The sequence below is a fragment of the Rhizobium pantanalense genome (assembly GCF_030182525.1).
Taxonomy (GTDB): domain Bacteria; phylum Pseudomonadota; class Alphaproteobacteria; order Rhizobiales; family Rhizobiaceae; genus Rhizobium.
In genome coordinates, this window is sequence record NZ_JAQJCH010000007.1 from 42045 (window position 1) to 65950 (window position 23906).

General features: G+C 61.1%; 26 protein-coding genes. 17 read left to right on the forward strand and 9 right to left on the reverse strand.

Features of this window, described 5'->3' with window-relative positions; translation table 11 throughout:
• Positions 1–12: 12 nt before the first annotated feature.
• The 4 genes from PH558_RS19195 (at position 13) to PH558_RS19210 (ending at position 3517) form a co-directional block, all read left to right on the forward strand.
• A complete protein-coding gene (locus PH558_RS19195) occupies positions 13–591 on the forward strand; it encodes a cob(I)yrinic acid a,c-diamide adenosyltransferase (RefSeq protein ID WP_113408988.1) in 579 nt (192 codons plus the stop codon).
• Positions 592–788: 197 nt separating this feature from the next.
• A complete protein-coding gene (locus tag PH558_RS19200; protein WP_095435990.1) occupies positions 789–1538 on the forward strand; it encodes an electron transfer flavoprotein subunit beta/FixA family protein in 750 nt (249 codons plus the stop codon).
• A gap of 26 nt (positions 1539–1564) precedes the next feature.
• The gene (locus PH558_RS19205) at positions 1565–2494 is read left to right on the forward strand and encodes an electron transfer flavoprotein subunit alpha/FixB family protein (RefSeq protein ID WP_113408990.1); all 930 of its coding nucleotides are present in this window, start codon (positions 1565–1567) and stop codon (positions 2492–2494) included.
• A gap of 144 nt (positions 2495–2638) precedes the next feature.
• Complete coding sequence (locus PH558_RS19210; RefSeq protein ID WP_095435992.1) at positions 2639–3517, forward strand: 3-hydroxybutyryl-CoA dehydrogenase; 879 nt, start codon at positions 2639–2641, stop codon at positions 3515–3517.
• Positions 3518–3676: 159 nt separating this feature from the next.
• On the opposite strand, the gene tlpA is transcribed toward PH558_RS19210, so the two are convergent.
• Positions 3677–4342: a thiol:disulfide interchange protein TlpA gene (tlpA, locus tag PH558_RS19215; protein ID WP_285206065.1), complete on the reverse strand. Its 666-nt coding sequence runs from the start codon at positions 4340–4342 to the stop codon at positions 3677–3679.
• Positions 4343–4365: 23 nt separating this feature from the next.
• On the opposite strand from tlpA, the gene argH reads away from it, so the two are divergent.
• The 5 genes from argH (at position 4366) to PH558_RS19240 (ending at position 10803) form a co-directional block, all read left to right on the forward strand.
• Positions 4366–5766 carry an argininosuccinate lyase gene (gene argH / locus PH558_RS19220; protein ID WP_145636286.1) on the forward strand — a complete coding sequence of 467 codons (1401 nt, stop codon included), beginning with the start codon at positions 4366–4368 and terminating at the stop codon, positions 5764–5766.
• Between the two features lie 99 nt (positions 5767–5865).
• Positions 5866–6060 (forward strand): LPS translocon maturation chaperone LptM, encoded by a 195-nt coding sequence (gene lptM / locus PH558_RS19225; RefSeq protein WP_015341316.1) that lies wholly within the window; start codon positions 5866–5868, stop codon positions 6058–6060.
• Positions 6061–6073: 13 nt separating this feature from the next.
• Positions 6074–7345 carry a diaminopimelate decarboxylase gene (gene lysA / locus PH558_RS19230; protein ID WP_285206066.1) on the forward strand — a complete coding sequence of 424 codons (1272 nt, stop codon included), beginning with the start codon at positions 6074–6076 and terminating at the stop codon, positions 7343–7345.
• A 229-nt stretch (positions 7346–7574) separates the two neighbouring features.
• Complete coding sequence (locus PH558_RS19235) at positions 7575–10322, forward strand: TIGR02302 family protein (RefSeq protein ID WP_285206067.1); 2748 nt, start codon at positions 7575–7577, stop codon at positions 10320–10322.
• Positions 10323–10377: 55 nt separating this feature from the next.
• Complete coding sequence (locus PH558_RS19240; protein WP_113408995.1) at positions 10378–10803, forward strand: cupin domain-containing protein; 426 nt, start codon at positions 10378–10380, stop codon at positions 10801–10803.
• 45 nt (positions 10804–10848) lie between these two features.
• Here the strand turns inward: PH558_RS19240 and PH558_RS19245 are convergent, their stop codons facing one another.
• The 3 genes from PH558_RS19245 to PH558_RS19255 form a co-directional block, all read right to left on the reverse strand.
• The gene (locus PH558_RS19245; protein WP_069612925.1) at positions 10849–11208 is read right to left on the reverse strand and encodes a response regulator; all 360 of its coding nucleotides are present in this window, start codon (positions 11206–11208) and stop codon (positions 10849–10851) included.
• 159 nt (positions 11209–11367) lie between these two features.
• Positions 11368–11916 carry a hypoxanthine phosphoribosyltransferase gene (gene hpt, locus PH558_RS19250; protein ID WP_095435999.1) on the reverse strand — a complete coding sequence of 183 codons (549 nt, stop codon included), beginning with the start codon at positions 11914–11916 and terminating at the stop codon, positions 11368–11370.
• A 141-nt stretch (positions 11917–12057) separates the two neighbouring features.
• A complete protein-coding gene (locus tag PH558_RS19255; RefSeq protein ID WP_285206068.1) occupies positions 12058–12723 on the reverse strand; it encodes a hypothetical protein in 666 nt (221 codons plus the stop codon).
• 210 nt (positions 12724–12933) lie between these two features.
• On the opposite strand from PH558_RS19255, the gene ftsE reads away from it, so the two are divergent.
• The 4 genes from ftsE to PH558_RS19275 all read left to right on the forward strand — a co-directional run bounded on the left by ftsE (position 12934) and on the right by PH558_RS19275 (position 16347).
• Positions 12934–13593, forward strand: coding sequence for a cell division ATP-binding protein FtsE (ftsE, locus tag PH558_RS19260; protein WP_004107686.1), 660 nt, complete (start codon positions 12934–12936; stop codon positions 13591–13593).
• Between the two features lie 88 nt (positions 13594–13681).
• Positions 13682–14629, forward strand: a complete 948-nt coding sequence (locus PH558_RS19265) for a cell division protein FtsX (RefSeq protein ID WP_285206069.1) — start codon at positions 13682–13684, stop codon at positions 14627–14629.
• Between the two features lie 69 nt (positions 14630–14698).
• Positions 14699–15421 (forward strand): YdcF family protein, encoded by a 723-nt coding sequence (locus tag PH558_RS19270; RefSeq protein ID WP_285206070.1) that lies wholly within the window; start codon positions 14699–14701, stop codon positions 15419–15421.
• 122 nt (positions 15422–15543) lie between these two features.
• The gene (locus PH558_RS19275; protein ID WP_113408998.1) at positions 15544–16347 is read left to right on the forward strand and encodes a lysophospholipid acyltransferase family protein; all 804 of its coding nucleotides are present in this window, start codon (positions 15544–15546) and stop codon (positions 16345–16347) included.
• Positions 16348–16374: 27 nt separating this feature from the next.
• Here PH558_RS19275 and PH558_RS19280 read toward each other — a convergent pair whose 3' ends face one another.
• Positions 16375–16947, reverse strand: a complete 573-nt coding sequence (locus PH558_RS19280; RefSeq protein ID WP_095436004.1) for a gamma-glutamylcyclotransferase — start codon at positions 16945–16947, stop codon at positions 16375–16377.
• An 11-nt stretch (positions 16948–16958) separates the two neighbouring features.
• On the opposite strand from PH558_RS19280, the gene PH558_RS19285 reads away from it, so the two are divergent.
• On the forward strand, positions 16959–17972 hold the full coding sequence (locus PH558_RS19285) for a DUF2125 domain-containing protein (protein ID WP_285206071.1): 1014 nt from the start codon (positions 16959–16961) through the stop codon (positions 17970–17972).
• Here the strand turns inward: PH558_RS19285 and PH558_RS19290 are convergent.
• The 4 genes from PH558_RS19290 to PH558_RS19305 all read right to left on the reverse strand — a co-directional run bounded on the left by PH558_RS19290 (position 17941) and on the right by PH558_RS19305 (position 21346).
• Complete coding sequence (locus PH558_RS19290; protein WP_285206072.1) at positions 17941–18402, reverse strand: GNAT family N-acetyltransferase; 462 nt, start codon at positions 18400–18402, stop codon at positions 17941–17943. The two genes, PH558_RS19285 and PH558_RS19290, sit on opposite strands and share 32 nt — an antisense overlap.
• Positions 18403–18428: 26 nt before the next feature.
• Complete coding sequence (locus PH558_RS19295) at positions 18429–19358, reverse strand: prephenate/arogenate dehydrogenase family protein (RefSeq protein WP_285206073.1); 930 nt, start codon at positions 19356–19358, stop codon at positions 18429–18431.
• Positions 19355–20464, reverse strand: a complete 1110-nt coding sequence (hisC, locus tag PH558_RS19300) for a histidinol-phosphate transaminase (protein WP_285206074.1) — start codon at positions 20462–20464, stop codon at positions 19355–19357. Before hisC ends, PH558_RS19295 begins: the two co-directional genes overlap by 4 nt.
• 102 nt (positions 20465–20566) lie before the next feature.
• Positions 20567–21346 (reverse strand): class I SAM-dependent methyltransferase, encoded by a 780-nt coding sequence (locus tag PH558_RS19305; RefSeq protein ID WP_095436372.1) that lies wholly within the window; start codon positions 21344–21346, stop codon positions 20567–20569.
• 53 nt (positions 21347–21399) lie between these two features.
• Here PH558_RS19305 and gloB point away from each other — a divergent pair, with 53 nt between their 5' ends.
• The 3 genes from gloB to PH558_RS19320 all read left to right on the forward strand — a co-directional run bounded on the left by gloB (position 21400) and on the right by PH558_RS19320 (position 23886).
• The gene (gene gloB, locus PH558_RS19310) at positions 21400–22170 is read left to right on the forward strand and encodes a hydroxyacylglutathione hydrolase (RefSeq protein ID WP_095436008.1); all 771 of its coding nucleotides are present in this window, start codon (positions 21400–21402) and stop codon (positions 22168–22170) included.
• Complete coding sequence (locus PH558_RS19315) at positions 22170–22595, forward strand: cupin domain-containing protein (RefSeq protein WP_095436009.1); 426 nt, start codon at positions 22170–22172, stop codon at positions 22593–22595. The genes gloB and PH558_RS19315 overlap by 1 nt, the downstream gene beginning before the upstream one ends.
• Before the next feature lie 133 nt (positions 22596–22728).
• Positions 22729–23886, forward strand: coding sequence for an esterase (locus PH558_RS19320; RefSeq protein ID WP_285206075.1), 1158 nt, complete (start codon positions 22729–22731; stop codon positions 23884–23886).
• Positions 23887–23906: the final 20 nt, after the last annotated feature.

Below are 23906 nucleotides of genomic sequence, written 5' to 3' on the forward strand. Positions count from 1 at the left end.
CACAGGAACCCGATGGTCAAGCTCAACAAGATCTACACCAAGACCGGCGACGACGGCACAACAGGCCTTGCCGCCGGCCCGAGGCGGCTGAAGCACGATTTGCGCGTCGAAAGCTACGGCACGGTCGACGAGACCAATTCCGCAATCGGCGTCGCACGGCTGCACACGTCGGACATGCCCGAGATCGACGCTATGCTGATGCGGATCCAGAATGATCTCTTTGATCTCGGCGCCGATCTTTCGACCCCCGAAACGGACGAGCCGCCGGCCTATGAACCCTTGCGCATCATCGATCCCCAGGTCGAGCGCCTCGAACAGGATATCGACCGGCTGAACGCCGATCTCGAGCCTTTGCGATCTTTCGTCCTGCCCGCCGGTAGCCCCGCTTCCGCCCATCTCCACCTTGCCCGCACGATAGCCCGTCGCGCAGAGCGCCTCATGGTGGCGCTGTCGCGTGAGCAAGGCGAACGGGTGAGCCCGGCGGCGCTGAAATATATCAACCGGCTTTCCGATTTTCTCTTTGTCGCGGCAAGGCACGCCAATGATCGCGGACAGGCCGATGTTCTCTGGGTTCCCGGCAAGAATCGATAGCGGCGCGAATTCGATCACCGAAGGCATACGTATTGACGTTGACGTAAACGTTATTTATGCCTTTCAAGCAATTCGTCTCTAGGCGGCCTGGAAGCGTTGTAATTGGGAAAAAAACGCGTATCCATGTCGCCATTCGACAAATGGAATGGCGCTAAACAGCGCATGTTCTCGGGCGGTCATGTTGAAGGAAGGATTCCATGAAGATTCTCGTCCCCGTTAAGCGGGTTGTTGACTACAACGTCAAGATTCGCGTGAAGCCGGATGGTTCTGGCGTTGAGCTTTCGAACGTGAAGATGTCGATGAACCCGTTCGACGAGATTTCGGTCGAAGAAGCGCTGCGTCTGAAGGAAGCCGGCAAGGCCGAGGAAGTGGTGGTCGTATCGATCGGACCTGCCAAGGCTGAAGAAACGCTCCGCACGGCGCTCGCCATGGGTGCGGATCGCGCCATCCTGGTCGAAACCGATGATGCCGTCGAGCCGCTCGCCGTCGCCAAAATCCTGAAGGGCGTCGCCGAGGCCGAACAGCCGGGCCTCGTCATCGTCGGCAAGCAGGCGATCGATGACGACTCCAACCAGACCGGCCAGATGTTGGCGGCCCTGCTCGGCACGGCGCAGGCGACCTTCGCCTCGAAGATCGAGATCGGTGATGGCAGCGCCAAGGTCACCCGCGAAGTCGATGGCGGCCTGCAGACCATCGAGGTCAAGCTTCCGGCGGTCGTTACGACCGACCTGCGCCTGAACGAGCCGCGCTACGCCTCGCTGCCGAACATCATGAAGGCCAAGAAGAAGCCGCTCGACAAGAAATCGCCCGCCGATTTCGGCGTCTCGACCGAGCCGCGCCTGAAGGTACTGAAGACCGAAGAGCCCGGCGGCCGCAAGGCCGGCGTCAAGGTCGCCTCGGTTGCCGAGTTGGTCGAGAAGCTTAAGACCGAAGCCGGCGTGCTTTAACCCAGTCCGAACGAGGAGTTAGACATATGGCCATTCTTCTTCTGGCTGATCATGACAATGCCCACCTCTCCGACCAGACCGCCAAGGCGCTGACGGCTGCCTCCAAGATCGGCGGCGATGTGCATGTGCTCGCTGCCGGCGCAGGCGCCAAGGCTGCGGCCGAGCAGGCGGCAAAGCTTGCCGGCGTCTCCAAGGTGCTGGTTGCCGAGGATGCAAGCCTCGCCAACAATCTCGCAGAACCGCTAGCGGCACTGATCGTATCGCTTGCCGGTTCCTACGACGTGATCATCGGCGCCGCGACCTCGGTCGGCAAGAACGTGCTGCCGCGCGTTGCCGCCCTGCTCGATGTCGCCCAGGTCTCGGAAATCATCGAAGTCGTTTCCGCCGACACCTTCAAGCGGCCGATCTATGCCGGCAATGCCATCCAGACGGTGCAATCCACCGACGCGAAGAAGGTGATCACCGTGCGCACGGCTTCGTTCGCCTCCGCCTCTGAAGGGGGTTCGGCTGCAATCGAGACGATCTCTGCGGCTGCTGATCCGGCGCTGTCCACCTTCGTCGGCGATGCACTGTCGACATCGGACCGTCCGGAGCTGACCTCCGCCAAGATCATCATCTCGGGCGGCCGTGCACTCGGCTCTGCCGAGAAGTTCCGCGAAGTGATCCTTCCCGTCGCCGACAAGCTCGGTGCCGCCGTCGGTGCCTCCCGCGCTGCCGTCGATGCCGGCTATGCGCCGAACGACTGGCAGGTCGGCCAGACCGGCAAGGTGGTCGCACCGCAGCTCTATATCGCCTGCGGCATTTCCGGCGCCATCCAGCATCTGGCCGGCATGAAGGACAGCAAGGTCATCGTCGCCATCAACAAGGACGAGGAAGCGCCGATCTTCCAGATCGCCGACTACGGCCTCGTCGCTGACCTCTTCGAAGCGCTGCCGGAACTCCAGAAGGCGCTCTGATCGCACCGATCCGGTTTCTCGCAGTTGCGAGAGACTGGAAAATCGTCTTTTATAGGTCTATCAATCTTTGCCGGGCTAGAAATGGCCCGGCAAATTTGAATTAAGAGCATAGCGCATCGCCAGGAGCGCGCCGGGGAGTTGGCAATGAGTTCGCTGAAGACGATCGGTATTATCGGCGCAGGCCAGATGGGCTGCGGCATTGCCCATGTGTCCGCCATGGCCGGCTACAAGGTCCATATCTACGATCTCTCGCAGGATCGCATCGAAAGCGGCCTTGCCACCATCAACGGTAATCTCGCCCGCCAGGTCGCATCCGGCAAGACGACCGACGAGGAGCGCAAGGCAGCCCTTGCCCGCATCACTGGCTCGGCCGATCTCAACGATCTCGCCCAGGTAGATCTCGCAATCGAGGCGGCGACGGAAGATGAAAGCGTCAAGCGCAAGATCTATGCGCAGGTATGTCCGGTGCTGAAACCCGAAGCGCTGCTCGCAACGAATACCTCGTCGCTCTCGATCACCCGCCTTGCCTCCGCCACCGACCGTCCCGAACGCTTCATGGGCATCCACTTCATGAACCCGGTTCCGGTCATGAAGCTCGTGGAGTTGGTACGCGGCATCGCGACCGAAGAATCGACTTTCTCCGCAGCCAAGGACTATGTCTCCTCGCTGGAAAAGACGATCACCGTCGCCGAAGACTTCCCCGCCTTTATCGTCAACCGCATCCTGCTGCCGATGATCAACGAGGCGATCTACACACTCTACGAAGGCGTGGGCACGGTCGATGCCATCGACACCGCCATGCGGCTCGGCGCCAACCATCCGATGGGCCCGCTGCAGCTGGCCGACTTCATCGGCCTCGATACCTGCCTTTCGATCATGCAAGTGCTGCATGACGGGCTCGCCGACTCTAAGTATCGCCCCTGCCCGCTGCTGGTAAAATACGTCGAAGCCGGCTGGCTCGGCCGCAAATCGGGCCGCGGCTTCTACGACTATCGCGGCGAGACGCCGGTTCCGACGCGGTAAAACACCGTCGCCCCATCGGGGGGAGGGTCGCGCGACAGCGCGGATGAGCGGGGGCCGCCGGCAAGACGGTGCTGCTTTATCCAGCGACGCGTTTGTTATGACACACTCCCCCTCATCCGCCCTACCGGGCACCTTCTCCCCAAAGGGAGAAGGAGAAAATTAAATCCCAGCCGCAGCCTTCACCAGGTTCTTGGCATCATCGCTGTCCCACGCCGCCGGTCCGTTCATGGCCGACAGCAGGCAGCCCTTGTCGTCAATCAACAAGGTCACCGGCAAACCAAAGGCAAGGCCTTGCTTTTTCAATACGTTGAACACGCCCATCGTATTGTCGCGATAGTAGCCGAGCTTGTCGATCGCATATTCCGCACGAAAGGCCTTGGTCTTTTCGTCGTCGCCGGTGTCGATGTTGACGGCAACCACTTCGAATTTGTCGCTGCCGGCGGTCTTCTCGAGCGCGTTCAGTGCCGGCATTTCCTCGCGGCACGGCACGCACCATGTCGCCCAGACATTCAAGAGCACGGTCTTGCCGGCGAAACTGCCGATCGACAGCGGCTGTCCCTCAGCCCCCTTGAAGGAAACGCCCTGAAGCGAGATCGGCGCCGGCGGCACGCTCATGGCAGCGACCTGGCCCTTGGTAAAGGGCGTCAGGGCAGCGGCGCGATCCCTGGCGGTCCCGCATTGATCGGCCGAAGCCGTTTCACCAATGCCATTGCCATACCCCGCCTCCTTCACGTATACCGCTGCCGCACCGGCAATAACCCCAGCGACGGCAGCAAGCATAACGAGTTTCATGGACGGCAGACCGAACGGCTTCTTTGCTGTCATTTCATTCTCCAGGTGGGCATCTCATGACTGACGGCACGGACACCAAATCCTCCAACCAGATGTGGGGCGGGCGTTTCGCTTCCGGCCCCGCGGCAATCATGGAGGAGATAAATGCCTCGATCGATTTCGACAAGAAGCTGTTTGCCCAGGATATCCGCGGCTCAATCGCGCATGCGAGCATGCTCGCCAATCAAGGCATCATTTCAACCGAGGATAAAGACAAGATCGTTCACGGGTTGAACACGATCCTGTCAGAGATCGAAAGCGGCAATTTCGAGTTTTCGCGGCGCCTCGAAGACATCCACATGAACGTCGAGGCGCGGCTTGCGACCCTAATCGGCCCAGCCGCCGGCCGCCTGCACACCGCCCGTTCGCGCAACGATCAGGTGGCGCTCGATTTTCGTCTGTGGGTGAAGGAAGAGCTGCAGAAGTGCGAGCAGGCGCTGACCGATCTGATCGCAGCCTTCCTCGATCGCGCAGAGGAACATGCCGAAACCGTCATGCCCGGCTTCACGCATCTGCAGACGGCACAGCCCGTCACCTTCGGTCATCACTGCATGGCCTATGTCGAAATGTTCGGCCGTGACCGCTCGCGCGTGCGCCACGCCATCGAGCATATGGACGAATCGCCGATCGGCGCCGCTGCCCTTGCCGGCACCGGCTTCCCGATCGACCGCCATATGACGGCCAAGGCGCTCGGCTTCCGCGAGCCGACCCGCAATTCGATCGACACCGTCTCCGACCGCGATTTCGCCCTCGAATTCCTGTCGATCGCCGCCATCGCCGGCATGCATCTGTCGCGCCTTGCCGAAGAGATCGTCATCTGGTCGACGCCGCAATTCGGCTTCGTGCGCCTCTCCGACGCCTTCTCCACCGGCTCCTCCATCATGCCGCAGAAGAAGAACCCGGATGCCGCCGAACTCGTGCGCGCCAAGACCGGCCGTATCAACGGCTCGCTGGTGGCGCTGCTGACGATCATGAAGGGCCTACCGCTCGCCTATTCCAAGGACATGCAGGAAGACAAGGAACAGGTCTTCGACGCTGCCGAGAGCCTGGAACTGGCCATTGCCGCCATGACCGGCATGATGCGCGACATGACGATCAACACTGCCCGCATGAAGGCGGCCGCCGGCTCCGGCTATTCGACCGCCACCGATCTAGCCGACTGGCTGGTGCGCGAAGCCGGCCTGCCCTTCCGCGATGCCCATCACGTGACGGGACGCGCCGTGGCGCTTGCCGAAAGCAAATCCTGCGAGCTGGCGGAACTCTCGCTTGCGGACCTGCAGGCGATCCACCCCGATATCACCGACAAGATCTTCGATGTCCTGACAGTCGAAGCCTCCGTTGCCAGCCGTAAGAGTTTTGGCGGAACGGCGCCCTCGGAAGTGCGCAAGCAGATCGCCTTCTGGCGCGCTCGCAACTGAGAAAATCGCCGAAAGTCACAACCAACAATCAGGGTGCACAAGGCTCGGAAACTTCGCTATGAAGGACTGCTTCCGCGTTTGTCGCCCAAGAGGATTTCGATGCAGATCAACATGCCGCACATCATCCGCCTGACCGTCGTGCTTTCGGTCGTCGGCCTTGCCGTCGTCGGATGTGGCCGCAAAGGCCCGCTCGATCCGCCGAGTGCTCATGCGACCAAAGGCGGTGACGTCTCCAAGCCGACGAAGGAGCCGGGCACCGAAGACAAGAAGTTCTTCCTCGACCCGCTTCTCTGATTAGGCGACGACCGTGAACCATTTTGAGTATCGCGACGGCATCCTCCACGCCGAGGATGTTCCGGTTCCAGAGATCGTCAAGGCGGTCGGCACTCCTTTCTATGTCTATTCGACGGCAACGCTGGAGCGCCACTATCGCGTCTTCGCGGAAGCCTTCGGCGATGTCGATGCCATGGTCTGCTACGCCATGAAGGCCAATTCCAACCAGGCGGTGCTGAAGACGCTCGGCCGCCTCGGCGCCGGCGTCGATGTCGTCTCCGTCGGCGAACTGCGTCGCGCACTGGCCGCAGGCATTCCGGCAAGCCGTATCATGTTCTCCGGCGTCGGCAAGACCGCGCAGGAAATGGACGTGGCGCTCGAAGCCGGCATCTACTGCTTCAACGTCGAATCCGAGCCGGAACTGGAAGTGCTGAACCAGCGCGCCGTCCGCGCCGATAAGGTGGCCCCCGTCTCCTTCCGCATCAATCCCGATGTCGATGCCCGCACCCATGCGAAGATTTCGACGGGCAAGAAAGAAAACAAGTTCGGCATTTCATGGCAGCGCGCCCGCGCCGTCTATGACCGCGCCGCCAACCTGCCTGGGATCAAAGTCACCGGCATCGACATGCATATCGGCAGCCAGATTACCGAGCTGCAGCCCTTCGACGACGCCTTCAAGCTGCTGCGCGATCTCGTGGAGACCCTGCGCGGCGACGGTCACGACATCCATCATGTCGACATCGGCGGCGGCCTCGGCATCCCCTATCGCGACGACAACAATCCGCCGCCTTTGCCGGATGCCTATGCCGAAATCGTCAAGAACCAGCTGCGCGGCCTCAACTGCCGGATCGTCACCGAGCCAGGCCGCCTGATCGTCGGCAATGCCGGCATTCTCGTGACCGAAGTCATCTATGTGAAGGATGGCGGTGACAAGAGCTTCGTCATCGTCGATGGCGCCATGAACGACCTCATCCGTCCGACACTCTATGAGGCCTATCACGAAATCAGGCCGATTGCGGTCGGCGATGTGAGCACGCCGCGCATCAAGGCCGATGTCGTCGGCCCGGTCTGTGAGACGGGCGACTATCTGGCACTCGACCGCGAGATGGCGCTGCCGAAGCCCGGCGATCTGCTGGCCGTCGGCTCGGCCGGTGCCTATGGCGCCGTGCAGGCCGGCACCTATAACAGCCGGCTTCTGGTTCCCGAAGTGCTGGTCAAGGGCAATGAATTCCACGTCATCCGCCCCCGCGCGACCTATGAAGAGTTGATCGGCCTGGATTCGATCCCGGCCTGGCTTGAGGGATAATCGGCTTCAATCGATGATTTCGGGGGGGACGGTGGAATAGCCGCCCTGCCCGATCACGTTTCGGCGAAGTCCGGTGAAAAAACAGCCTTTCATGCCCGTTGCCCTCGTCTTCGCCACAAAGAATGTTATCTTTGATTGAATGGTGTCTCGCCGGGCGCCGCGTGCGTGAGCGTGTGGGACGCCGCGCCGGCTTCTAGCCATCAACGTCAGATCGGAGAAGACCGGACCGATGACCAGCCCCAGCAACCCTAAGAAGGGCGCTTTTGCCACCCGTCCGGCGCTGGCGCGCATGGTTGCGGTCAAGCGTCTCTTTGCGCGGCTGGTACTTGTCAGCGAACAGCTGCTGCCGCGGCTGCTGCTGCCGGCCTCTATTCTTGCCCTTTTCCTGTCCGTCGCCTGGTTCGGCATTTTCCGCATGGTGCCGGATATTCTGCGCTTTCTGCTGCTTGGCGTCTTCGCGGTCGGCTTCGCCATCTCGCTCTATCCGCTACGCCGCCTGCGCTGGCCGGGCACCACGGAGGCAGACCGACTGCTGGAAGAGCGCAATGGCCTCGCACACCAGCCCGTTACAGTTCAGGAAGACGAACCGGCGCTCGACACCCCGTTTGCCCGCGCCCTCTGGCGCGAACACCAGACGCGCATGGCCGAGCGCATCGCCGCCCTGGACGCCGGTCTGCCAAGGCCGGATATCACCCGCTACGACCGCTTTGCATTGCGCGCCGTTCCGGCTCTGCTGCTGGTAACAGCCTTCAGCTTTTCCATGTCCAATAGCGGCGGCTCGCTCGGTGATGCCTTCACGGCATCGAGCTCGACATCGAGTAACCCGGATGTCCGCGTCGATGCCTGGGTTACCCCGCCCTATTACACCGGCGAAGCGCCCGTTTATCTGACAGGCAATGTCGACAATGCCGGCAATAGCCTGAACGTGCCACAATTCTCCGAGCTTACTGTGCGTGTTTCGGGTGCTGCGACGGATGAGAAAGTACTATTCCAGGCGACGGACGCGGAAAAAGGCGCCGAAATTCCCGAGCAGGCCGCTGATGCCGACAAGCAGGGCCCTGCTGGCGCAAAACCTGCAACGCCTCCCGCCGTGCCGATCGCAGCAAGCGGCACCGGCAATATCCCGGCCGCGGACGGTATGGTCGCCCGCACCCATGTTCTCAAGCTCGAAAAGGGTGGCGAACTCACCGTCAACGGCAAGTCCTGGTCCTTCACCGTAGTCGTCGATAAACCGCCGGAAATCACCTTCGACGGCATTCCGCATGCGACGGCGAGCGGCGCACTAGAACTCGGCTTCAGGGTCAAGGACGACTACGGCGTCGAGGAAGCCCATGCCGACATCGTGCCGGTCGAATCTGACCCGGCCGCGGCCCCTCTATATGGCCTGCCCGAATACAAGCTGGAGCTTCCGCGTCGCGACCGCCGTAATGGCAAGGGTCTGGCGAGCCATGATCTGACACATGACCCGCTCGCCGGCAGGCGCGTCCGCATCACCCTCGTCGCCAAGGACGGCGCCGGTCAGACGGGCCGCAGCTCACCCTACGAGATGGTATTGCCATCACGCAATTTCAGCCAGCCGCTTGCCGCAGCCGTTGCGGAAGAACGCCAGGTCTTTGCGCTCGACACGCGGAAGATGCCGGAAGCGATCGAGCTCAACAAGTCGCTGACCATACGGCCCGAAGAGACAATTCCCGATCTCGGCAATTATCTCGCCATCAAGTCCGCGCTGACGCGGATGAAACTCGCGAGCAACGAGGCCTCGCTGAAGGATACCGCCGATTATCTCTGGCAGATCGCGCTCGGCATGGAGGACGCGCAGCTGACCGATGCGGAAAAGGCCTTGCGGGACGCCCAGCAGAAGCTTTCCGACGCCCTGCAGCGCAACGCCTCCGACGCCGAGATCAAGAAGTTGACCGACGAGCTGCGCAAGGCGATGGACGCCTATATGAAGGAGCTGGCCGAGCGCATGCGCAACATGCCGGCCCAGCCGAACCAGCGTTCCGCCAATATCCTGCGCCAGCAGGACCTGCAGCGCATGATGGATCAGATCGAGAATCTCGCCCGCTCCGGCAATCGCCAGGCCGCGCAGCAGATGCTTTCCGAACTGCAGCAGCTGATGAACAGCCTGCAGGCTGGCAAGCCGCAGCCTGGGCAGCAGCAGAACCAGGCCAACGACAAGATGCGCGAACAGATGGACAAGCTCGGCCGCATCATGCGTGATCAGCAGAAGCTGATGGATCAGACCTTCAAGCTCGATCAGGCCATGCGCGACCGTATGCAGCGCGGCGATTCCAACGAGGATGGCGATGGCCTGATGGATCAGCCCATGCCCGGCCTCAACGATCCGATGCGGCCGGACATGGGCCAGCGCAATCAGGGCCAACAGGATCAGCAGCAAGGCCAGAACCAGCAGGGCCAGAAGGGCAAGGACCCCACTGACGGCATGACGGCCGATCAGCTGCGCGACGCGCTGAAGCAGCTGCGACAGCAGCAGGAGGATCTCGGCAAGCAGCTCGGTGAGCTGCAGAAAAACCTCGGCTCACTCGGCATGAAACCGAACCAGAATTACGGCAAGGCACAGCAGGAAATGAGGGGCGCCTCAGGTCAGCTTGCCGAGGGCAATGGCGAAGGCGCCGTTCAGGGTCAGGGACGCGCGCTGGATGCCCTGCGCAAGGGCACCCGCGAGATGATGAACCAGCTCATGGCCCAGATGCAGCAAGGGCAGGGGCAAGGCCAGGGTCAGGGCCAGATGCCGGGACAGATGGGCCAGGGAGGTCAAAACGGCCGCGACCCGCTCGGCCGGTCACGCAACGACGGTGGTTTCTCTGACAATCCCAACGACAACATGGTGCCAGACATCATTAACGCAGAGCGCGCCCGTCAAATCCTCGACGCCATTCGCGAGCGGCTGAGCAACAATCCATCGCTCACCGAAGAACGGCGCTATCTGGAACGTTTGCTGAATCTGGGTCAGTAAGGCAGCTCGCCATCAAAGAAGTTGCCTGTCTTCATGCTTCGCAAAGGGGGAGGATATGGAGACCAAGCTTGCCCATATTTCGGATCTGCCTGTCACGACAGGTCTGCCCGGCGTTGCCGACGTGGATGCGAGGCTGAGCGGCAAGCACGAGATTCGGCTTGCCAAAGCTGTGGGCATCACGCAATTTGGCGTGAACCTCGTCACCCTCGATCCCGGAGGAATGTCTTCATCGCGCCACTGGCATATGGCGGAAGACGAGTTTCTCTATATTCTGACGGGCACCCCGACGCTAGTTGACGAAAACGGTCACCATATTCTCGGGCCTGGCGATGTTGTGGGATTCCCGGCTGGGCAACCGAATGGGCATCATCTGCTCAACTATTCCGCCGCCGCGGTGACGATGATCGTTGTCGGCTCAAGAAAGCCGGGAGAAGAAACCATCTACTATCCGGATGACCATTTCGGTCCTATCCGCAAATGATGATGCCATCGGCACAGGAAACGACTGTGCCGATAGTCGGGAACTTCAGGCAGCCAAGGCCCGCGCAACGGCCTTGCGGATATCCGGCAGCGCGAAGGGCTTGGCTACAACGTCGACGATCTTTTCCATGAGGTCGTCGGCGCGCTCGCGCTGTTCCGCATAGCCGGTCATCAGCAGGATCTTCATGCCCGGGCAGGTCGAATGGGCCTGATGGGCAAGCTCGATGCCGTCCATCACGGGCATGCGGATATCCGACAGCAGAAGGTCGTAGCCGCCCTGCTTCAGTTTCTCCAAACCCTCCGCGCCGTCGGCCGCCTCTTCGGTCTCGTGACCGTCCAAGCGCAGCGCGCGGGCGACGAAGGTGCGAAGAGAGTCTTCGTCTTCCGTGATCAGAATTTTTGCCATGGTCCGTGCTCCTGGTCCGTCATGTTCCGCGACCGAAATCACCAGAATTCCGTTTGCGATAGGTAAACGGCGGACAGGCGATCAAGCTCCGTGGTTAACGGTTCGTCATCGCCGGAGCAGAATGGGACAGGCGGACATGCCGCCTGCATTAACTCAAGATCAGGCCTCGGCGTCACCCGTGACGACGCCGACGAAGGGCAATTCGCGGAAGGCGTAGGCGACATCCATGCCGTAGCCGACAACGAAATAATCGGGGCATTCGAAGCCGACATAATCGGCCTCCAGCTCTTCTTGACGCTTGACGCTCTTGTCGAGCAGGACGGCCAGCGTGACATTGCGGGCGCCGCGCTCATAGAGCAGCTCCTTGGCGAAACGCAGCGTGCGGCCCGATTCCAGAATGTCGTCGATCAGCAGCACGTCGCGATCCCGAACGTCGCTGTCGATGTCCTTGACGATGCGCACGCCTTGCGATGTCGTGCCGGCGCCATAGCTTGAAAGCGTGATGAACTCGACCTCCGGGGCAAGCCCGGTCTCATGCAAGGCGCGCAGCAAATCGGCTGCGAAAATGAACGAGCCCTTGAGAATGGCGATGACGAGGAGGTCCTTCGTCGGTCCACTGGCGATTTCCTTGGCCAGGGCATGATTGCGCTCGGCGATCTGCTCGGCAGTGAAAAGCGGCTCGATATTCTTCCCGCGTACGACAGGCATTGATTGGCATGCTCCATGGCTGCGCGGCCCATGGCCGCCGATCAAGCTCTACAGCGCCGCGCGTCCTGTATGACGCGCCAAGGTCGCTGTAGCACTCTAAAGCAGTAGCCCGTAGCACAATCAGCGGCTTGGACACACCCCCTACGGCATGAAGGAAAGCCGGACATCTGGCGTTTTTCCACCAGGATGCTGCAATCTTGTGGAGAATCCGCGGCTTTCATGCGGTCCGAGGCGATCGACGGGCGTATCCACGACAATGCTTCTGACCAGCTGATCGCCGGCAAAAAGATCGGCGCGCACCTGTGGAACCGAAAGCGTGGCACCGCTGGCATTCTCGATGATCCCGTTCAGTCTCAAGACCGGCAGCCCGTTCTCATCCCTTGGCGTCAGCGTGACATGCGAAAACTGCAGCGGATCGGACGTCGCCTCGGCAGGGGCGTTGGAGAGACCGGAAAAACCGCCGGAAAGACCGAAGATCAAGATTGCGAGGCAAACGATGAGCGCCACGAAGCTGCGCCGCGATGCCTGCTGCAAGACCTCTTCTGTCACCCGCAAAATGGACAGGATGCGCGAGAAGGCAGTCCTGCGCGTCACCGGCTGCGGTTTCGATCGGGCATGCCCTCCATAGCGCATATTGACACCGGATGTGGTCCGCCCGCGTGCGGCGGAAACGGTCACGAATTCGGCATCGACGATATCGGGTTTCGGCGTGACGTAATGCACCGGGCTTGACCCCGCTCCGCGTTCGGGCGGAATGAGGTCATAAATAAGCCCCGTCTGTTGTTGACGGTGGCGAAAAGCGCCCATGATGGCCTCCCGTTGCGGTGATCCACATGGTTTCGACGCCCATTGCCAATCTGGGCATTGAAACGAATCCTGCCCAGTCGTAAATTTTATTGGTTAATGCTTCGCAAAGATCGCCATGAATAGGGCGCCTTTCCAGAAAAATTTACCGGCTGTTAATGCCATTGGTTAACAAGTCGCCTGATTGAACCCTGCGGAAGACTGGACTGCCCGTTGATTCATTTTGAGAACGTCGGTTTGCGCTACGGCATGGGTCCGGAGATCCTCCGCGACCTGAGCTTCGACATACCGAGGAAATCGTTCCAGTTCCTGACCGGCCCTTCCGGCGCCGGCAAGACGACACTGCTGCGGCTGCTCTTCATGTCGCTGCAGCCGACGCGCGGGCTGATCCGCATGTTCGACCGGGAGATTTCCTCGATCCCGCGCAACGAACTGCCGCTCTTGCGCCGCCGCGTCGGCATCGTCTTTCAGGATTTCCGGCTGCTCGAGCATCTGACGACTTATGAAAATGTCGCCCTGCCGCTCCGCGTGCGCGGCAAGGAGGAAAGCTCCTATCGCACCGACGTCCTGGAATTGCTGAAATGGGTAGGCCTCGGCGAGCGCATCAATGTGCTTCCGCCGGTTCTCTCCGGTGGGGAAAAACAGCGCGCCGCCATCGCGCGCGCCCTCATCGACCGCCCGGAAATTCTGCTCGCTGACGAACCGACGGGCAACGTCGACCCACCGATGGCGCGCCGCCTGCTCAATCTCTTTCTCGAGCTTAACCGGCTCGGGACCGCTGTCGTCATTGCCACGCACGATCTCGCTTTGATGGACCAGATCGAGGCGAGGCGCATGATCCTATCCGGGGGGCATCTCGATATCTATGACTGACCCCCGCCCCCGCAGGACAGCCCCGACCACCGGAGCTCCGCAAGCACGGCAGGCGCCTGCAGCACCCGCAGAACGCAGGCGCCCGGAGATGCGCGTGCGCCCGACGGGACCGATCGTGCCGTCCTCGAACATTCAGGGCAATGCGCTGATCGTCGTTATCGCCATCATGGCCTTTCTTGCCTGCCTGACGCTCGGTGCGGTCAGTATGGTGCGCTCGACGGCGGCAAGCTGGGAAAGCCAGATTTCCCGCGAGATCACCATCCAGATCAAGCCGGACGACAATCTCGACATGGAAAAGGCGCTCGCAAGCGCCCGCGATATCGCATTGAGCTTCGTCGGCACCAAATCAGGCCAGATCGTCGACGAGGCTGCGACTGCGCGCCTGCTCGAGCCGTGGCTCGGCGCCGGCCTCAATATCAAGGAACTGCCCGTCCCGCGCCTTGTCATCATCACCATCGACGAGACGCATCCGCCTGATTTCGAGGCGATGCGCAGCCTGCTCAAGGCGCAGATCCCGCAGGCAACCCTTGACGACCATCGCACCTGGGTCGACCGACTCGTGTCGATGGCGCACACCACCGTTCTCATCGGCACCGGCGTGCTCCTGCTCGTCTTCACCGCCATGGTGCTGACGGTGGTCTTCGCCACGCGCGGCGCATTGTCGGGCAATCGCCATATCGTCGAAGTCCTGCATTTCGTCGGCGCCGAAAGCACCTTTGTCGCCAATGAATTCCAGAAGCATTTCCTGAAGATCAGCCTCAAAGGCTCGGGAGCCGGCAGTGCGCTCGCCGCCCTCTTCTTCGCGATAGCCGGCCTTCTGCAGAGCCATACGATCGCCACGCCGCAGACCGACCAGGCGACGGCGTTGTTCGGGACTTTCTCCGTCGGCGCACTCGGCTATGTCGGCATTCTCGCCACCATGATCATCATTGCCCTGCTGACGACGCTGACTGCACGTTTCACCGTCATGCGCACGATCTACGAGATCGATCTGATCCGTTCCGATCCCGGGCGGACGGATAGCGTACAGAATTGACGCTTCAGCGATGTTTTTTTACCGTTTGCCAGCCCGTTCCTTGCCGCAATTGTCGTATAATAGCGAATCATGAGCATGGATCTGACGACTCGCAAGACCGTGAGTTTGCAGTCGCTGCGGGCCCGACCCGGCGGCGATAGACCCGTGCGCCGCAGCCTGTTCCGCCGTCTTTTGCGCTGGGGCGGCTTCGCTTTCATCTTCCTCGTCGCCATCATTTTCGGCGGCTTCCTGCATTTCGCCGATTCGATCACCACCTTGAAGCCGCCGCTCGACCCCAAGGCCGATGCCATCGTGGTGCTGACGGGCGGCTATCAGCGGATCGATCAGGCGGTGGAGCTGCTGCGCACCGGTGCCGGCAACCGTCTGCTGATATCGGGCGCGCATCCGACCACCACGCCGACACAGATCCGCAAGCTGACGCAGAGTTCCGCCAGCCTGTTCAGCTGCTGTGTCGACATCGGCTATGACGCGCTCGATACGATCGGCAATGCCCGCGAAGCGGCAAAGTGGATTCACGCCAGGGGCTATAAGAGCGTTCTCGTTGTCACGAACAACTACCATATGCCCCGCAGCCTCGCAGAATTGAAATACGTCGATCCCTCGACCGATTTCATTCCCTATCCGGTCGTCAACTCCGATCTGAAGACCAAGAATTGGTTCACGGACCCGAATGCGCTGCGCACGATGATCTCGGAATATGCCAAGGTCCTCCTTGCCGGCGCCCGCAACCTGACGGGCCTCGGGCGACCGGTAGGCCTGCGCTCGCGGCAGCCTGTCGAGGACGACGACTGAGGCTCGCCGCGTCAAACCACGCAGACGCGAAAACCACGCAAACACCGACTTTTTATTGACGCTGTAATCGTGTAGGCAAACTTTCGGATGCCGGCGCAAGCCGGTGCATTGGGAAAGCCTCGATGATTATCTTGCGTTCGATCCTGTTCAACACGGCCTTCTATGCCAATCTGATCATTCGCATGATCGTGTTGGCGCCGATTTACTTCCTCATGCCGCGCAAGGCGGCCTATGCGATCCCCAAGGCATGGGCGAAATCCAGCACCTGGCTGATGGAGAAGATCGTCGGCACCACCTTCGAGATCGAGGGCTTGGAAAATATCCCCCAAGGCAGCTTCATCTTCGCGCCCAAGCATCAATCCTTCTGGGATACATTTGCGCTGCTGCCCTATCTCGACGACCCCGTCTATATCCTGAAGCGCGAGCTGATGTGGATCCCATTGTTCGGCTGGTATGCCGGTAAACAGCGCATGATCCCGGTCGATCGCGGCGCCCGCGGCAAAGTCATGTTCGATGTCCTGAAGCGCACGCGCGAAGAGCTCGCCACGGGTCGCCAGCTCATCATCTACCCCGAGGGCACGCGGCGACCGCCAGGCGCCGAACCGATCTACAAATACGGCATCGCCCGCATGTATCGCGACCTCGGCATTCCCGTCGTCGCCGTTGCCATGCATCCGGGCCTTTTCTGGCCGCGCCGCACCTTCCGCAAATATCCCGGCCATATCAAGGTGCGCATCCTGCCGCCGATCGAGCCCGGTATGGATCCGGATGCCTTTTTCGCGCGCCTGATCGAGGAGACGGAAAGAGCAAGCGACGAGCTGCTGGTCGAAACGATCGCCAACAACCCGAACCTGCCGGTTCCGCCGACGGCGGCGCAGCGTCTCGCGGAAATCGCCAAGGCAAAACCCGTTACGGCGGCAGTCTGAGCGAGCTCTCAATGCCAGACGATAGGCTCAAGATGCCTTTCGCATCCGCTCCACTTCACCGGCAACCTGTTCGAGCCAATGATCGCGGATGCCCATGTCGCGCAAATGCGTCAGCGTATTGAAGACATAGGCATCGTTCGGGCCGGAACGCCCATTGGCAGCTTCCACCACATGCGCCGCCTCGATCGCATCCAGCGAGCCGGCATATTGCCTGTGGTTACGATCGACGACATAGGCAACGGCGATCACGCGCCGCCCGTCGGCGAGCCGGATCGGCAGGGTCTTTTCCAGATAGACGTTGGTGACGAGTTCGCGCTCGCGCAGATAGGTCAGCACCTCATCCCAGGAGGCCGCCGGCACGCGAAAAGCCATGCCCCGGCAGGAGCCGCCGCGATCGAGGCCGAGGACGAGGCCGGGGTTTTCTTCCGTGCCGCGATGGACCCAGGAACGGACGCAGAGCGATCGACGATAGCCAAAAATCAGGGCCTCGGCCCGCTCGTCATAACCAAAGCCCGGATTCCACATGAGGGATCCGTAGCCAAACACCCAAAATTCGTCCATATCCAACGCCAAATCACTGTGAAGCTTCAGTCCAACCATTGGAGAACAAGATGGCAGCGTCAAGCCAGAGCGTAACGACCGGTCGAGGCAAACGTTTGTGGCTCATCCTTTTTGGGCTGGTGGTGGTTCTAGCCGGTCTTTACACCGGCGGTTGGTACTATGCGACCGGTTTCGTCAGGAGCAATGTCCTGAAGGCGCTCGGCCAGCAGAACAGCGCGGGCATTGCCGGCAAATGCGAGAACATGGTCTTCAACGGCTTCCCCTTCTCCATCGGGCTGACCTGCGACACTGTGACGGTCGACAACCAGACGCGGGGCGTCTCCACCAGTTTCGACAGGCTCAGCGCCTCCGCACCGGTCTTCCAGCCCAACCATGTGAGCTGGAGCCTGAAATCTCCCGCCCAGTTGCGGACGACGGAGGGCCTGACCGTATCGGCTGAATGGGCCGATCTGCAATCGAACCTCGTCGCCAAGGGCCGTGGCGTCGCCCAGACTCAGACTGTCATCGAAGGGCTGAAGGCCGGCATCGTCTCCTCCGTCACCGGCCAGAGCCTCAATGTCACCGCTGCCCACACGGAGATGCACGCCAGTCAGAATGGCAGCGATCTGGATTTCGCGATCGGCGTCGAAAATGCCAATGCCGTCATCAAAGACTTCCCGCAGACATTGCCGACCGCATCGACCAGCGCCAAGGTGACGCTGTCAGGCAAGGCCGGCCTGCTCGATGGCAGCGACCGAGAGGGGCTTCGCGGCTCGGCAGGCATGCTGCACCAGGCTGTCATCGATATCGGCGATGGCCGTATCATGACGCTTTCCGGCCCCTTCAATTTCGATGATGAAGGTTTTCTGTCCGGTCAGTTCAAGCTGGAGATCAACCAGATCGGCCCTTGGGGCGATAGCCTGACCACGACGCTTCCCGCCGCCAAGAACATCATCAAGACGGCGACGAAGATGCTGAAGGCGCTAGCCAATGGCGCGGATAAAGTCTCCGTCGATCTCACCGCCGATCGGGGTCGCCTCTCACTCAGCGGCTTCATCCCGCTTGGAAAGATCCCACCGATCTGAAGCCTATCCTCTGTGGACGTGAGATATCCTTCACAAAGAATATCTCCGGGCTTGGCTGGACGATGCGGAGGTCGATGCTGCCAGCCGCCTTGAAGCCGTTGCGGCGGTGCCAGGCCTGTGGTTCGGCTTCGGCCCATTCGCTCGAGGTCATCAGATGCTTGGCGCCATCGTCGATCATGGCGCTTTCCCAGGCGCGGAACAGAGCCGTTCCGACACCCTCGCGCCGGTGCAGCGGCAGCACGCGGATCATATCCATATTGGGTATCTTGCCCCAAAAGCGGCTGAAGCGTAGGAAGCCGACGAGTTTATCGTCCCGCTCGACCACAAAATATTCACCGAACGCAATGCAACGCCCGATCCAGTCTTCACTGGCGTCATCATGCTCAAGGAGCCAGGACAAATCTTCGGAATGCGCGCGCCTGATGATCATAAGCGCCCTCCGTCGTATAGGGATGCCTATTCCTTCACATCCAGCGCATGACGGCCGAAGTCAGGCACGTCGACATCCTGGCCGGCTTCGACGATCGAGCGGCGAATGGCGCGCGTACGGGTGAAAAGTTCGAAGATCTTGTCGCCGTCACCCCAGCGGATGGCGCGCTGCAGCGATGCCAGATCCTCGGAAAAGCGCGACAGCATCTCCAGAATGGCATCGCGATTGTGCAGGCAGACGTCGCGCCACATGGTCGGATCGGATGCGGCAAGGCGCGTGAAATCACGGAAGCCGGAAGCCGAATATTTGATGACTTCCGATTCGGTGACCGTCTCCAGATCGTCGGCGGTGCCGACGATATTGTAGGCGATCAGATGCGGCAGATGCGAAACGATCGCCAATACCTTGTCGTGATGTTCGGGATCCATCTCGTCGACACGGGAGCCCAGAGTTGCCCAGAAGCCGCGAAGCGTCTTGATCGCAGCCTCGTCGGTACCCGGAACGGGCGTGAAGATGCACCAGCGCCCCTTGAACAGCCCCGGAAAACCGGCATCCGGACCGGATTTCTCCGTACCTGCGAGCGGATGGCCCGGAATGAAATGCACATTGGAGGGCATATGCGGCTGCATCTGCGCGATGACCGACGCCTTGGTGGAGCCGACATCGGTGACGATAGCGCCCGGCTTCAGATGCGCAGCAATTTCCTTGGCGACACTTTCGGAGGCGCCGACTGGCACGGAGACGATGACGAGATCGGCGTCCTTGGCTGCCTCGGCCGAGGACAGCGTATAGCGGTCGCCGAGCTTCAGTTCCTCGGCACGCTTCAACGTCTCGGCGCTGCGTGTCGAGATCACCACTTCCTTTGCGATACCGAGGCGCTTGATGTCGTGGGCGATGGAAGAGCCGATAAGGCCGATACCGATCAGGGCGATGCGGTCGAACTGGATGTTGCTCATGCCTTGCGTCCCATAAATTCGGCCAGAGCGTCGATGACGCCGAGATTGGCCTCTTCGGTGCCGATGCTCAGGCGCAGCGAATTCGGGAAGCCGTAAGCGCGGACGGCGCGCAGGATATAGCCGCGGCTCGTGAGGAAATCGTCCGCTTCCGAAGCGCGCTTGCCGTCGCTGTCGGGGAAGTGGATCAGCACGAAATTCGCAACCGACGGCGTCACCCTGAGACCCAAGGCTTCGAGCGCAGCCGTCATCTTCTCGATCCAGAGTGTATTATGCGCGACCGCCCTTTCCGTGAAAGCGTGATCGCGAATGGCAGCCGCTCCGGCGGCAATGGCTGCGCCGTTCAGGTTGAACGGAGCACGCACGCGGTTGATCGCATCGACGATATCGACCGGGGCGTACATCCAGCCGATACGAAGGGCTGCCAGGCCGTAAACCTTGGAGAAAGTACGGGTCATGACGACGTTCTGATTGGCCGAAACGAGTTCAAGGCCGGCTTCGTAATCGTTGCGCCGGACATATTCGGCATAGGCCGCGTCGAGGATGAGGATGACGTGCTTCGGCAGGCTCGCCTGCAGGCGGCGGATCTCGCTGACAGGAACATAGGTTCCAGTGGGATTGGCCGGATTGGCAATGAAGACCATCTTGGTCTTCTCCGTGACGGCCGCAAGGATCGCGTCGACATCGACGGTGCAATCCTTTTCCTTGACCGTGACCGGCGTCGCGCCGGCGGCCATGATCTGGATCTTGTAAACCAGGAAGCCGTGCTCGGTGATGATGCCTTCGTCACCGGTGCCGAGATAGGTGTGGCAGAGCAGGCCAAGCAACTCGTCCGAGCCGGCGCCGCAGAGGATATTGGCCACATTCAGCCCATGCACATCGGCAATCGCCTGGCGCAATTCCTTGGCCTGACCGTCCGGATAGCGCTCGAGATTGCCGGCAGCGTCGCGGAAGGCTTCGATGGCCTTCGGGCTGGCACCAAGCGGCGTCTCGTTCGAGGAAAGCTTGAACACGCGCGCAACGCCCGGTGCATGCTCCTTACCCGGCACATAGGCGGCGATGTCGAGGATGCCGGGACGCGGGACGGGCTTGCTCATTTCCATGCTCATGGGATCGACCTTGGGAAAGACCGGAAAATTCCGGTTTATGATACCCCGTCGCATTAAAGCGGATTGATAAATTTGTCGAGTGTCGGCGCTACGGCGAAAGCGTCACGCGCCATCACGCGTCGTCGGTATGCCCCGCGGGGCCAGCACCGGCACGAAGACACGGCGCGAGGCGCGAACGGCAACGGGCAGCCCCTGATAGAGCCGTTTCTGCGCCTCGACGATGATGACGCCGGAAAAGGCGGGCCACAGGGTCCGGCCGACCCGCTCGAAGGCGCGGCGTAGCCGCAGTACGGTCCGCAGCTTCGAAGGCGGAAAGAACAGTGCTTCTGCCGTAGCACCGGGCGTGAAGTTTGTTTCGCGCAGCAGCGAGGTGAGCTGGCCGCGTGAATAGGGCCGGCCGGAGCCAAATGGGGTATGCTCCATGCGCGCCCACACGCCGGTACGGTTCGGCACGACGATGACCAGCCGGCCGCCGGGCGCCAGAACGCGCCAAAGCTCCTTCAGCGTCTCGCGCGGGCTTTCGGCAAACTCCAGTGAATGCACCATCAGCACCCGATCGATCGAACTGTCGGGCAACGGCAACTCTTCATCGAAGATCAGCGCCGTCGCCGAGGCCGAGCCCATCGGCCAGTTCACCGCACCCTGCCCCGCCGGCATGAAGGCGAAGGTACGCTCGGTGTCGGCGCGGAAACGATCGAGATAGGGTACGGCATAGCCGAGGCCGACAAGCCGCTCTTCCGGCATCCGCGCCCAGATGGAGGATAGTGCCATGGCGATCGACTGCTCCGCCAAGCGACCGAGCTCGGAATGATAAAACTGGCGGAGATCGACAATATCGGCGTGCATCGAAACAAATGTTATCAGCCGAGCGTTGGACTTCAAGGCCGAACGGCTTACATTCTCTACCAACGTAAAAGACGAGGACGATTTCGATCATGAAACCATTGGAATTAGAGATTTTTATCTGCCGTTCCGACAATTACGGCGTCTTGGTCCATGATCCCGAAACCGGATTGACGGCATCGATCGACGCGCCGGAGGCAGATGCGGTCCTGAAAGCCGCCGATCGGCGCGGCTGGACTATCAGCCATATTCTGACCACGCATCACCATACCGATCACGTCGAGGGCAATCTGGCGCTGAAGGAGCAGTTCGGCTGCGAGATCATCGGTCCGATCAACGAGGCCGTTGCCATTCCCGGCCTTGATCGCGCCGTCGGCGACGGCGATACATTCGAGTTCGCCGGTCATACGGTCAATGTCATCGAAACGCCCGGGCATACCGCCGGCCACGTCTGCTATCACTTTGCCGACGACAAGCTGCTTTTTGCCGCCGACACGCTGTTTGCGCTCGGCTGCGGCCGCCTGTTCGAACGGCCGGCAACGGATATGTGGGCCTCGCTGCAGAAGCTCGCCGTGCTGCCGGACGAAACGGCCGTCTATTTCGGCCATGAATACACGCTCTCCAACGCGCGTTTCGCGCTGACCATCGATCCCGACAATGAGCGGCTGAAGGCGCGCGCCGCCGATATCGAGGCATTGAGAGCGGAAGGTAAGTTCACTATCCCGACGACGCTGGCGCTCGAGAAGGAAACCAATCCGTTCCTGCGCGCCGCCGATCCGGCAATCCGCCGCCATCTGCTGATGGAAAGCCGCAGCAACGAAGAAGTCTTCGCCGAGATCCGCAAGCGCAAGGACAATTTCTGATGCAGGCAAAAGAGATCATCGAAACGCTTTCCATGCAGCGGCATCCGGAGGGCGGCTGGTACGTGCAGACGTTTCGCGATGAGAACGGCGGCACGAGAGGCCACTCCACCGCCATCTACTATCTGCTGGAGGCGGGCGAGCGCTCGCATTGGCATCGGGTGCACGACGCCGCCGAGGTCTGGCACTACTATGCCGGCGCCCCCCTTGCTTTGCATCGGTCGGCCGACGGCAAGGCGAGTGAAAAACTCGTTCTCGGCATGGATCTGGCAAAGGGGGAGCGCCCGCAGGCGATCATTCCGGTCAACTGGTGGCAATCGGCCGAAAGTCTCGGGCAATTCACGCTCGTCGGCTGCACGGTCTCCCCCGGCTTCGAATTTTCGAGCTTCGAGATGGCGCCGCCGGACTGGAAGCCCACCTCAGGCTGAACCTTTTCACCTTTCATTGACATCACGCAGGGTGCGGCCAGACAGCGCGCAGCGACGGTCTTGAAAAAGCGACGCGCTGTGTCAGCTTTACACGGGGGAAGTGAAAATTGATTCATCCGGAGGAGGTTTTTTCGTGCGTTTGTTGTTTCCTTTGCTCGTCGCGGCAGGCTGCGTCATGAGCGCCCCTGTCTTTGCCCTTGATGCCCCGGCCTCACCGCCGGCCGGCCAGCCGCTCAAAAACTTTGTCACCTCTGTCGAAAAGGATGGCTCGATCACCTTCCGCCTCTATGCGCCTTCGGCAAAGGCGGTTTCCGTCACCTTGGGATCGCGCGATCCCATTGCCATGCAGCGCGGCGACGACGGCACCTGGAGCGCCAAGACGGAGGTGCTGAAGCCGGATCTCTACGAATATTACTTCAACGTCGACGGCTTCCGCAGCATCGACACGGGCACCAATGCGCCGAAGCCGCAACGGCAGGTCAATACCAGCCTCATCCTGGTGCCCGGCAGCATTCTGGATATCCGTAACGTGCCGCATGGCGATCTGCGGCTGGTGACCCTGCATTCCAAGGCGCTCGATTCGGAACGGCAGATGTATGTCTACACGCCGCCCGGCTATACCGATTCCTCCAAGCCGCTGCCGGTGCTCTACCTCTATCACGGCTTCGGCGACACCGTGGGGTCCTGGGTGCTCCAGGGCCGCGCGCCGCAGATCCTCGACAATCTCCTTGCCGAAAAGAAGATCGAGCCGATGATCGTCGTCATTCCGGATACGGAAACCGACGTACCGAATGCGATCGCCGAAAACTTCCCCGCCGCCGATCGTCGCGCGAATTTTTATCCGGCGAACGCCGAGGCAGCCGATCGCGAGCTGACGGAAGACCTTATTCCCTACATGAAGAAGCATTATCGGGTGCGGAACGAGGCGAACGGCCGCGCCGTTGCCGGCTTGTCGCAGGGCGGCTATCAGGCCCTCGTATCCGGTCTTTCACATCTGGATACCTTCGGCTGGGTCGCAACCTTCAGCGGCGTCAGCACGACGACGGTTCCCAACAAGACAGTCGATGCCATGCTGAACGAGCCTGAGAAGATCAACAAGGCCTTGCACAATTTCACCGTGACGGTCGGAAGCAAGGATCAGGTCGTCGGCAAGGACGTAGCCGGCTTGAAGGCGACGCTCGACGCCAAGAAGATCAAGCACGAATACCATGAATACCCCGACCTTCAGCATGAGATGGATGTCTGGCGGCCATCGCTCGCGGCCTTCCTGGAAAAAGTCTTCAAGAAATAAACGGCAGCGAGGGCGGCGGG